The 9,472-nt window shown below is 32.5% G+C and carries 10 protein-coding genes; 7 read left to right on the top strand and 3 right to left on the bottom strand.

Annotated features, from left to right (window positions below; all coding sequences use genetic code 11):
- Window positions 1-399 precede the first annotated feature (399 nt).
- A complete protein-coding gene (locus tag FD33_RS08350; protein ID WP_082603711.1) occupies window positions 400-3,129 on the top strand; it encodes a sigma-70 family RNA polymerase sigma factor in 2,730 nt (909 codons plus the stop codon).
- Here the strand turns inward: FD33_RS08350 and FD33_RS08345 are convergent.
- Entirely contained in the window at window positions 3,119-3,595 is a 477-nt protein-coding gene (locus FD33_RS08345; protein WP_025086108.1) for a hypothetical protein, read from the bottom strand. The genes FD33_RS08350 and FD33_RS08345 overlap by 11 nt on opposite strands.
- 204 nt (window positions 3,596-3,799) lie before the next feature.
- On the opposite strand from FD33_RS08345, the gene FD33_RS08340 reads away from it, so the two are divergent.
- Both FD33_RS08340 and FD33_RS08335 read left to right on the top strand, forming a co-directional pair.
- A complete protein-coding gene (locus FD33_RS08340) occupies window positions 3,800-4,303 on the top strand; it encodes a TetR/AcrR family transcriptional regulator (protein ID WP_025086109.1) in 504 nt (167 codons plus the stop codon).
- 247 nt (window positions 4,304-4,550) lie between these two features.
- Window positions 4,551-5,117, top strand: coding sequence for a GNAT family N-acetyltransferase (locus FD33_RS08335; protein WP_025086110.1), 567 nt, complete (start codon window positions 4,551-4,553; stop codon window positions 5,115-5,117).
- A 207-nt stretch (window positions 5,118-5,324) separates the two neighbouring features.
- Here FD33_RS08335 and FD33_RS08330 read toward each other — a convergent pair whose 3' ends face one another.
- Window positions 5,325-5,876, bottom strand: coding sequence for a hypothetical protein (locus FD33_RS08330; protein ID WP_234031724.1), 552 nt, complete (start codon window positions 5,874-5,876; stop codon window positions 5,325-5,327).
- On the bottom strand, window positions 5,873-6,754 hold the full coding sequence (locus FD33_RS08325; RefSeq protein WP_025086111.1) for a Cof-type HAD-IIB family hydrolase: 882 nt from the start codon (window positions 6,752-6,754) through the stop codon (window positions 5,873-5,875). The genes FD33_RS08330 and FD33_RS08325 overlap by 4 nt, the downstream gene beginning before the upstream one ends.
- A gap of 81 nt (window positions 6,755-6,835) precedes the next feature.
- Between FD33_RS08325 and FD33_RS08320 the strand changes: the two genes are divergently transcribed.
- The 4 genes from FD33_RS08320 to FD33_RS08305 are packed head-to-tail and all read left to right on the top strand — an operon-like array spanning window position 6,836 to window position 9,437.
- Complete coding sequence (locus FD33_RS08320) at window positions 6,836-7,528, top strand: uracil-DNA glycosylase (protein WP_025086112.1); 693 nt, start codon at window positions 6,836-6,838, stop codon at window positions 7,526-7,528.
- A 2-nt stretch (window positions 7,529-7,530) separates the two neighbouring features.
- The gene (gene pta / locus FD33_RS08315) at window positions 7,531-8,499 is read left to right on the top strand and encodes a phosphate acetyltransferase (protein ID WP_056955897.1); all 969 of its coding nucleotides are present in this window, start codon (window positions 7,531-7,533) and stop codon (window positions 8,497-8,499) included.
- Between the two features lie 15 nt (window positions 8,500-8,514).
- Window positions 8,515-8,973 (top strand): tRNA (adenosine(37)-N6)-threonylcarbamoyltransferase complex ATPase subunit type 1 TsaE, encoded by a 459-nt coding sequence (gene tsaE, locus FD33_RS08310; RefSeq protein ID WP_025086113.1) that lies wholly within the window; start codon window positions 8,515-8,517, stop codon window positions 8,971-8,973.
- Window positions 8,973-9,437: a GNAT family N-acetyltransferase gene (locus FD33_RS08305; protein WP_056955896.1), complete on the top strand. Its 465-nt coding sequence runs from the start codon at window positions 8,973-8,975 to the stop codon at window positions 9,435-9,437. The genes tsaE and FD33_RS08305 overlap by 1 nt, the downstream gene beginning before the upstream one ends.
- Window positions 9,438-9,472 lie beyond the last annotated feature (35 nt).

The following is a 9,472-nucleotide window of genomic DNA, read 5'->3' as shown; positions in this document are numbered from 1 at the left end:
ATGATACGTTGAACGGTCTTATCGGAGACGTTAAAACGTCTGCCGATATCCTTCAAGGACTTGATGCCATTAACTAACATAAATTTTGAGTCTTCAGTAAAGATAATATTCTCATCTTTCATTTCAAGAGCGTTTCGTATAGACTTATTACTTAGGGACATCATTCAAATTCCTTTCATTGTGAAGCTGTAGAGGGTAGAACATCTAAAGGTATGGATGGTGTCTTTTTGATGTTCTAAAATAGTTTTATTAATAAATGGTATACAAAAATAGAGTTGATGGCAAAATGCCTATCAACTCTATTTATCGTACAGCCGTTTTAATGAATATATGAAAGCAGTGTTTTTGCTTATTACTTTAAACAAAATAAAAGAGTATTAAAAATACTCTTTTTATAGAATGGATAAATTAAGGACAATGAAGACAAAAAGGGAAAAGATATATCGCGAATTAGTTAGAGCTACTGCACAGATAGATTCTAGTATATCTGGCTTAGAGAAGTGTGTGTTGATTGTTTCAGTGGCTTATTTAAATGCAAAAGGAATAGAAAATCAGCCGAAGGATAATTTTGGCAGGACTATGTTTAGAATATTAGAAACAAAGAATGAAATTCTTAAAATAGTTCTTCCGATAGTCGCGAAAATAATAAAAGATTTGCCTACAAAAGTATATCAGGAAGTAGTTGATTTGGTTAATGAACTGGACGGTTCCAGTGTAGCGATGTTTATCCAACAATACCTTGATACGACGTTTAAACGAATGTACAGTGGTATGACGTCATCAGGGAATATAAATGACTTATTAGTTAAATTGGCTAATATAAAGGCAAACGATGAGATTCTGGACCCTACTTGTGGAATTGGGGGAACTTTGTTGGCCGTTGTAAAAAACAATCCTCATCAACGCATATATGGTCAAGATATTAATTCGGTGTGTATCGCTATTACAGAAATGATATTAGAAATAAATGGTTCAACTGATTATCATCTTTTTATTGGTGACACTTTATCAAATCCTTATTATATTCAAGATGAGAATTTGAAAAAATTTGATGTAGTAATTACAGAACCACCATTTGTTTCCCAATTTGATAAAGATTTGAACAAAAATGATAAGTATAACAGATACTCCTTTGGCACGGTTCCTTTAAAAAAGGCTGATTGGGGATTCATTATGAATGCCATAAATTCATCTAAAGAATTGTCTGGTCGGGCAATAGTACTACTTCCCACGGGTGCTTTATTCAGAGGTGGATCTGAGAATGAAATTCGTCAAAATATTCTAAAAAATGACTTATTTGAAGCTATTATCTCTTTACCTGGAGGATTGTTAGCAGGTACTGCTGTTCCAACTAGTGTTTTAATATTTAATCATGATAAATCGCCTGATCAGAAAAATAAAATATTATTTGTAAAGGTTCCAAAAGAATCCTTAGTCCAAGAGGGAAAGGGAACTAAGTTAACTGATGAATCTATCGAAAAAATCGTAACAACGATTCAAAGTTTTAAAGAAATTAAGAATTATTCAATGATTTTACCTAATAATCAAGTTTCAACTAAAAATATGATGGTTGAAAGATATATAAAAAAGACGGTTTATAATTTTGATAATCAAAAATATTATATTAATTTAATAGATTTTTATAATGGTAATACTATAGCGCTTAAAAATGTTTCAAAAATAGATCGTGGATATAATATGGTTTCTAAGAATGAAAATCCAGAAGGTAAGTACTGGATTATGAAAATTTCTGACATAGATTCTAAAAGTATTAACTATGACAAGATGTCACGAGGAGATGTAGAGGGAAGAACCAAGGTTGATAATTACGAGTTGCAAGATGGAGATATTGTAATGACTGTTCGAGGCATATTTAAGTTATTGATGGCTAAGAATGTTAAAGATAAGACCTTGATTAACAGCAACTTAGTCAGATTGAGAGTTAATCCCAAATTATATAATCCAGATTTTTTAAAATTGTTTTTGGATAGTCCTATCGGTCGGGCTCAATTAGATAGTATTACAGTGGGTACAACAGTTAGACAAATTCCGATAAAAACATTAAGTGAATATCAATTACCACAACTAAGTCTAGAGGAACAAGAGAAAGTTGTTCATAATTATTTACAAGAAATAAATGAAATTCAGTCAGAAATGAATAAATTACAAAATTTAAAGAAAAAAATAATCAAGAATTATATAAAAAAATGGGCTTGGAAGGGTTATACCAAGCGGATGGAGAAACAGATAATGATTTATAATTTTTATGGATTTAAAATCATTTTAAAGCGTTCTGATAATAAAGTGATTTACCGATATGAAAATGTTGTACGTCCAGATGAAATCAATTTTAGACATAATGAAAAGTATGTTCTAGAATACAATAATGGTGATGCTCATGCATTATCTAAATTAATTGAAACTAATAGTGGTTTGGTCCATAGTTTTGCCAATCGTTATTCTTCTTATTTAGGGTCTGGATTGAGTAAGGAGGATTTGGTTCAAGCAGGGTACATTGGCCTGATAAAAGCTGTGAAACGCTACGATAGTAAAAAAGATAATAAGTTTTCGACCTATGCATATTGGTGGATTAGAAAAGAAATTTTAGATGAGAAAGATAGTATTAATTTGACTATTCGTATACCAAGTCATAAAGCTGCAACAATCAAGTTAATTAAGTTACTTGAGAATCAGAGCATGGAATTATATGGCAGAGTAAATATATCTTGGATATGTCAAAAAGCCAATGTAGATGAAAAACAATATCGGTATTTATCGCAAGTTGACCGTGAGAAATCGAAGCCTATGAGTTTGGATCATTCTGTATCCGATAATGAAAATGGTCAGTTGGCTGATACTTTGCCAGATACGAAACAAAGTATTCAAACCATTGTTGAGAATGATTTTCTGCGTGAAGATCTTTACAAACAATTGCATCAACGGTTAACTCAGAGGGAGGCCAAAGTTATAATTGAACGTTATGATTTTGATAATCATGGTCAGCAAACTTTATCAGAGATTGGACAGGAGTTAGGAGTTACTAAAGAACGTATTCGTCAAATTGAAAAACATGCAATCGATAAATTACGTGATATAGATGGCTTGAGAGATTATTTTCTCAATAACTAATTTGATCTACTAAGACAGAAACAGCACTCTTGTTAATATATTTATCGTCAAAATTCTGTTTCTTACTAATTTTAGTTTTCCCGTTTAAGAATCCTTGGATTGTTATCCTTTGATTCTTTTTTATTTTGTGGTCAAGGTTAACGGATGTAACAAAATATTGATTGCTGGTGATTAGAGGTGCCAATAATATGTTAGTTTTACCAGAATCATCGGTATGAAAAGCTTTAACGTAAAAATTTTTCAGAGCAATACTCATAAAGAGAATATTGCTGTCGTATTGTTGCATAGAAGTTATATCTAATTTTTTCATAATATCGGGATATTTCGATTCAGTTTTTGATACTTTCTTTCTTTGTGCAGCCTTAATTACATTATTGGAGTGGTTATTGATTAAATTATTAAATGGAATATTGGTACCACTAAAAATAGTTAAACTTGTTAGTAAGGCAATTTTCTTTCTGTTCATATCAGCATTTTCCCCTCATAAAAATTCGATTTCAAAATCATTATAATTCTTAAATATCATCAAAAATAGAAAATTGATTATATAATTTTTGATAAAATATAGCATTTTATTTATTATTATTTTCTTCACAAAATCGACTAAAAAGTATATTAAAAAAGTCACTTTTTTGTTAGGATACAAGTAAAATTGAGGAGAGGTAATGCTGTGAATAGAACTGTTGATCATCTAATCCATACAATGTTTGAGGAGCTATCAGTCAATCGAGTGAGAAGATTTACTGTAACTGACTTGACTAAAGCATCTAATGTTACTAGAGGTACAATCTACTATTATTTCGATAGTATTGAAGATATTTATATGGCTACCTTTGAGAAAAAAATCCTAAACGTAGCAATTAAAGAGAGTGATGATTTTAACAAATTTATCGGTAAATTTGTTCTATATATTAGTGAAAATAAAACTTTTAGTCTGAACTTTTATCGATTGGCTGAATTGAACATTAGAAGGAAATTTTTGATCAATATTTTTAACAGTCAACTTTTAAAATATAACTTTAAGATTAATCCAGACAATATTTACCTAGTTAGTGGTTTGTGTTTTATTATAATTAATTGGTTGGATAATGGTTTGGAAATGAAGACTGAATTTATTATTCAGGAAGTTAACCATTATTTGGAATTTTTTCAAATTACTTTTAAACAGATTTGAAAAAGTGTTCAATTTTTGAACACTTTCAGAAAACTGCATATATAAAGCTGAAAAGAAGTTGGTTATGATAATAAATGTAATCAAGTCAATGAGTTATTTGATCACTGATTTGATTAAATTTAAGAAAAGGGGCTACGAGTAATAATTTTGCGAAAAAAGTAATGATAAGAATCATTGCTTTTTTGCGTTTAACACCTAATTTGAGATTATTCGAATTTCATGTATTATATATACTTGAGGTGGAAAAATGTTTAGAAATGCAAAAGCAGAGGATGCGGATCAGATATTGCCAATCCTTTTCCAAATCTTTGATGAGATGGAACTCGATGTATTTAAAGAAGTTGGCGATGAAAAGATGGCTCAGGTTATCAAAGAGGGATTCTTTCAACCAGGCTATCGTTATGGATTAGATAACATTCTCGTTAACGAAATTGATGGTGAAGTAGTAGCAATTATGGTCGGCTATCCTGAAAGTTTAGAGGACGGCATTGATGAACCTTTGATCAAGATTATGCACAAGTATGGTATTAAAGAAAAGAACTTGTTTGGCGATAAGGAAGCTTGGCCTGGTGAATGGTACTTAGATTCATTTGCAGTAGCTCCGGCTTATCAAAACAAAGGTATTGGAACAAAAACGATGGAACATTTTATTGAAGTTATGCGTGACCGTGGTGAAAAAATCCTTAGTTTAAATGTTGATGTAAACAATGAGCCTGCCAAACATGTATATACAAAGACAGGTTTCAAGAAAGTTGGTCAATTGTATATCGGTAGTCACTTATATAATCATATGCAATATGATTTAGCAAAATAGTTCTGAAGGAAGAATATTTCTTATTGAAGTTTGGTTAGAATGTATATTAACAGAGTAACAATAATTCTGCTGTCTTCCGTTCAGCAATATATTAATAATAAAAAGAGCGTTCGTATCAACCTAGTATTATAAATACGGTTGATACGAACGCTTTTTGTTTGGAAAGATTATATACCATAATTGTTTCCCTAATCAAACTACTATTTTCTAATTACACTTACTCTTGAAATTATTTAAGTAAGGAATTTTATTTTTCAGTAAACTATTATCCAGATCCGCATTAGGAGTAAGGGTTGGTAGTTTAATGTACTTATTTAAAAAGATAGTCAAAAGAGTACCAACAGGACCATCGTCCATGTTAGCAAAATCTAATTCCAATCCAGGATGGCCTTGTGCCAAGATGGTTGGTTGTACGCAAAGAATTTCTTTACCTTCTTTAGTAACGTGATAATCGGACATAACTAGATTTCCTGTAACATTCCAATTGATTTTACTAAGATGGACGTATTTCAGATCTAACATGGGGATGGCATTGATCGTTGCTTTTTCTTCCCCATTAATTTCAATTGAGTAAATTTTTAAAAAGTTGTTTTTTAATTTTATTTCACCGATCAACGTATTCAAACGATTATACAATTTAATCAAGAAAGGATTTTTTTTATCACGTGATGCAATAAAAATAGTTTCTTTATTTTGATTGATCACCACTAAGATGTTACCAACCGCTAAGTCCGCTTTTCGAATATAAAGATTCATCATTTATTCTGATTCTTTGCCTTTGCAATAACTTTTTCGACAATTTGAGCAACACCGTCATTAACGTTATTGTCTGTTTGGATCTGTGCCAATTTGGCAATAGCGGGGATAGCATTCTTCATGGCAACACCAACACCTGCATCTCGAATCATTGATTCATCATTGAGATTGTCACCGATGGCCATTGTTTCTTCTTGAGAGATATTTTTATCCTTAGCAAATTGTAAAAGAGCGATACCTTTTTGAGCGTCAATACTGTTGATTTCCACGTTGTTTGGTGAAGATGATGTCACAACGACGTCATCAATATTTTTTTCAATATCTTTTCTTAAGGGGTTTAGAACTTCTGTTTCTTTGCCACTAAAGGCTAGTAATTTCATAACTTTGTAGGAAGGATCACTGAGAATTTTATCGTAGCTGTCGACAAAGTTCATCGGTGTTAACTTGATACGGGACAAAGTATCTTGAAGTGCCTGTTCATAAGTTGTACTAGGATTTAATTTGACCAATAATTCCGCTAAACTAGAAACACGCAGGTCTTTATTATCTGAGAAAATTCCCTTGTTAGTAACTACTTCGAAGTAAATTTTGTGTTCCTTTAAGTAATTAATAACCTCCGTTTTGGATTTTTCAGAAATAGGATTACTTGAAATAAGTTTTTCATTCTCATCATATACTTCAGCGCCGTTTAAAGTAATATATCCGGGATGAACTCGATTTTTCAAAAAGGGCTTAGCCTCATCAAGACTTCGACCAGTTGCTATTATAAATTCAATGCCATTCTTTTGGGCATCTTTAATGGCTTGTATGTTACGATCTGAAACAGCCATTTTATCGTTCAATAATGTACCATCCATATCGGATGCAATTAATTTAATCATAAAGTTCCCTCCGAGTGCGTTATGCTATATGTGAATGTTACCATATTTTATGGAATTAATATCAAACAGGTAGGTGTAAATTTGAAAACGCTAATAAAAAATGATTGGCAAGGTGTTCTTCAGGGTGAATTTGACAAACCGTATTATGAACAATTGCGTGAATTTCTTGTTAATGAATATAATACCCAAACAATTTATCCGGAAATGCACCATATTTATCAGGCTTTTCAGTGGACCTCATTTGCTGACACTAAAGTCGTGATTTTGGGACAAGATCCTTATCATGAACCTAATCAAGCTATTGGTTGTAGTTTTGCAGTGGCTCCGGGTGTAAGAATACCGCCCTCACTAAGAAATATCTATAAAGAATTACAGGATGATTTAGGCTGTACGCCGGTTGAACATGGCTATCTTAAAGCCTGGGCTCAACAAGGTGTATTGCTTTTGAACTCAGTTTTGACTGTTAGACGTGGACAAGCATTCTCACACAAGGGAAAAGGCTGGGAGCAATTAACTGATTACGCAATTCATGCACTATCTGAACGTGGAAAAGTGGTTTTCATTCTTTGGGGAAATGCTGCTAAAAGTAAAATTCCTTTGATTGATCAATCAAAGAATACGATCATCTCTTCTCCACATCCTAGTCCATTTGCTGCTAGATATGGCTTTTTTGGTTCAAAACCATTTTCTAAAGCAAATGCTGCACTTTTAAACTATAATGAAGAGGAAATAAATTGGCAATTACCTGAGAATGCCGATGAGACGGAGGAATAATAATGGATTTATTTGAAAGCCTTAAAAGTAAAATTGATGGAAAGAATTTAACAATTGTTTTCCCAGAAGGTGAAGAACCTAGAATTCTAGGCGCCGCAACTCGACTTTTTAAAGAAAATATTTTAAAACCCATCTTAATTGGTGAACAAGATAAGATTCAACAAGTTGCTAATGAAAAATCATTTGATATCTCTGGAATTGAAATTATTGATCCTAAGAAATATGCTGATTTTGATATTTTGATTGATAAATTTGTTGAACGTCGTAAGGGTAAGAATACTAAAGAACAAGCTGAAACTATGCTTTTAGATAATAATTATTTTGGAACAATGTTAGTTTATACTGACAAAGCTGATGGTATGGTTTCTGGGGCAATTCACTCAACTGGTGATACTGTTCGTCCAGCCCTTCAAATTGTCAAAACAGCTCCTGGTAATTCAAGAATTAGTGGTTCATTTATCATGCAAAAGGGCGACGAACGTTACATGTTTGCTGACTGTGCAATTAATATTGATCCTAATGCTCAAGAATTGGCTGAAATTGCTGTTCAAACTGCTAAGAGTGCTAAACTCTTTGACATTGACCCTAAAGTTGCTATGCTTAGTTTTTCAACTAAAGGTAGTGCCAAAAGTGATGATGTAACTAAAGTAGCTGAAGCTGCTGAAATTGCTCATAAGTTAGCACCTGATTTGGCTCTTGATGGTGAATTACAATTTGATGCTGCATTTGTACCAAGTGTTGGTGCCCAAAAGGCTCCTGGTTCACAAGTTGCTGGTCATGCTAATGTCTTCGTCTTTCCAGATCTACAATCAGGTAATATCGGTTATAAGATTGCCCAAAGATTAGGTGGCTTTGAAGCTATTGGGCCTGTCTTGCAAGGACTTGCTAAGCCAATTTCTGACTTATCACGTGGTTGTAATGAAGAGGATGTTTACAAGTCTGCTATTTTGACGGCTGCCTTAGCATTATAAAATTTAGGAGAAATTATGCTTGAATATCAACTAACAACCCATTCATATGAAGAGACCGAAGCATTGGGAGCAAAGATATCCGAATTGTTAAAAGCAGGGGATGTGATTGTTCTAAATGGTGATTTGGGTGTCGGTAAAACCACTTTGACGCGTGGATTAGCACGTGGCTTAGGAATAAAAAGGAACGTTAAGAGTCCTACTTTTACTTTAATACGTGAATATCAAGACGGAAGAATACCACTTTATCATATGGATGCGTATCGTTTAGAGAGTAGTCCTGATGAAGATTTGGGATTTGATGAGTACTTCAATGGTAATGGAATTACTATAGTCGAGTGGCCTCAATTTATTAAAGATGAAATTCCGACGGAACATATTTCGATTAATATTGCCCGTTTATCGGATACTGATCGTCAAATTGTTTTTAAATTGCATGGCGAAAAATACGCTGATCGTAAGTTTGGAGACCTTTAATGAGTGAAGAACTAACTTTACGGGAGAGTATTCCTAACGATGCCTCTAAGTTAATAAAATTTTTAAAGAAGGTTAGTCAACAGTCGGACTTTATCATATTTGAAGATTTAAAAGATTTAACTGTTGATAATGAGAGGGAATCTTTGGATGCTATTTATCAATCTAAAGTTGATGAGTTGATGGTAGCTATTTTTGATGAAGATATCATTGGCTATTGTCGAATTGAAGCTAAAGATGATGAACAAGCAGAATTAGGAATTGTGGTCGATAAAGATTTTTGGAATAATGGTATTGGCTCTTACTTAATTGAGGATATTCTTGATTGGGTTAAATCATCACCACTAAAGAAAATCTTTTTAGAAGTATATAAAAATAACCCTGTCGCCATCCATATTTATCAAAAATATGGATTTGCAACAGAGTTAACAAAAGATAAGACATTAATTAGGCTGTACGATAAATAGAGTTGATAGGCATTTTGCCATCAACTCTATTTTTG

The sequence above is a fragment of the Companilactobacillus paralimentarius DSM 13238 = JCM 10415 genome (genome assembly GCF_001434985.1).
GTDB lineage: Bacteria > Bacillota > Bacilli > Lactobacillales > Lactobacillaceae > Companilactobacillus > Companilactobacillus paralimentarius.
The sequence above is the reverse complement of the archived record's forward strand: the minus strand, read 5'-3'. Positions and strand labels throughout refer to the sequence as shown.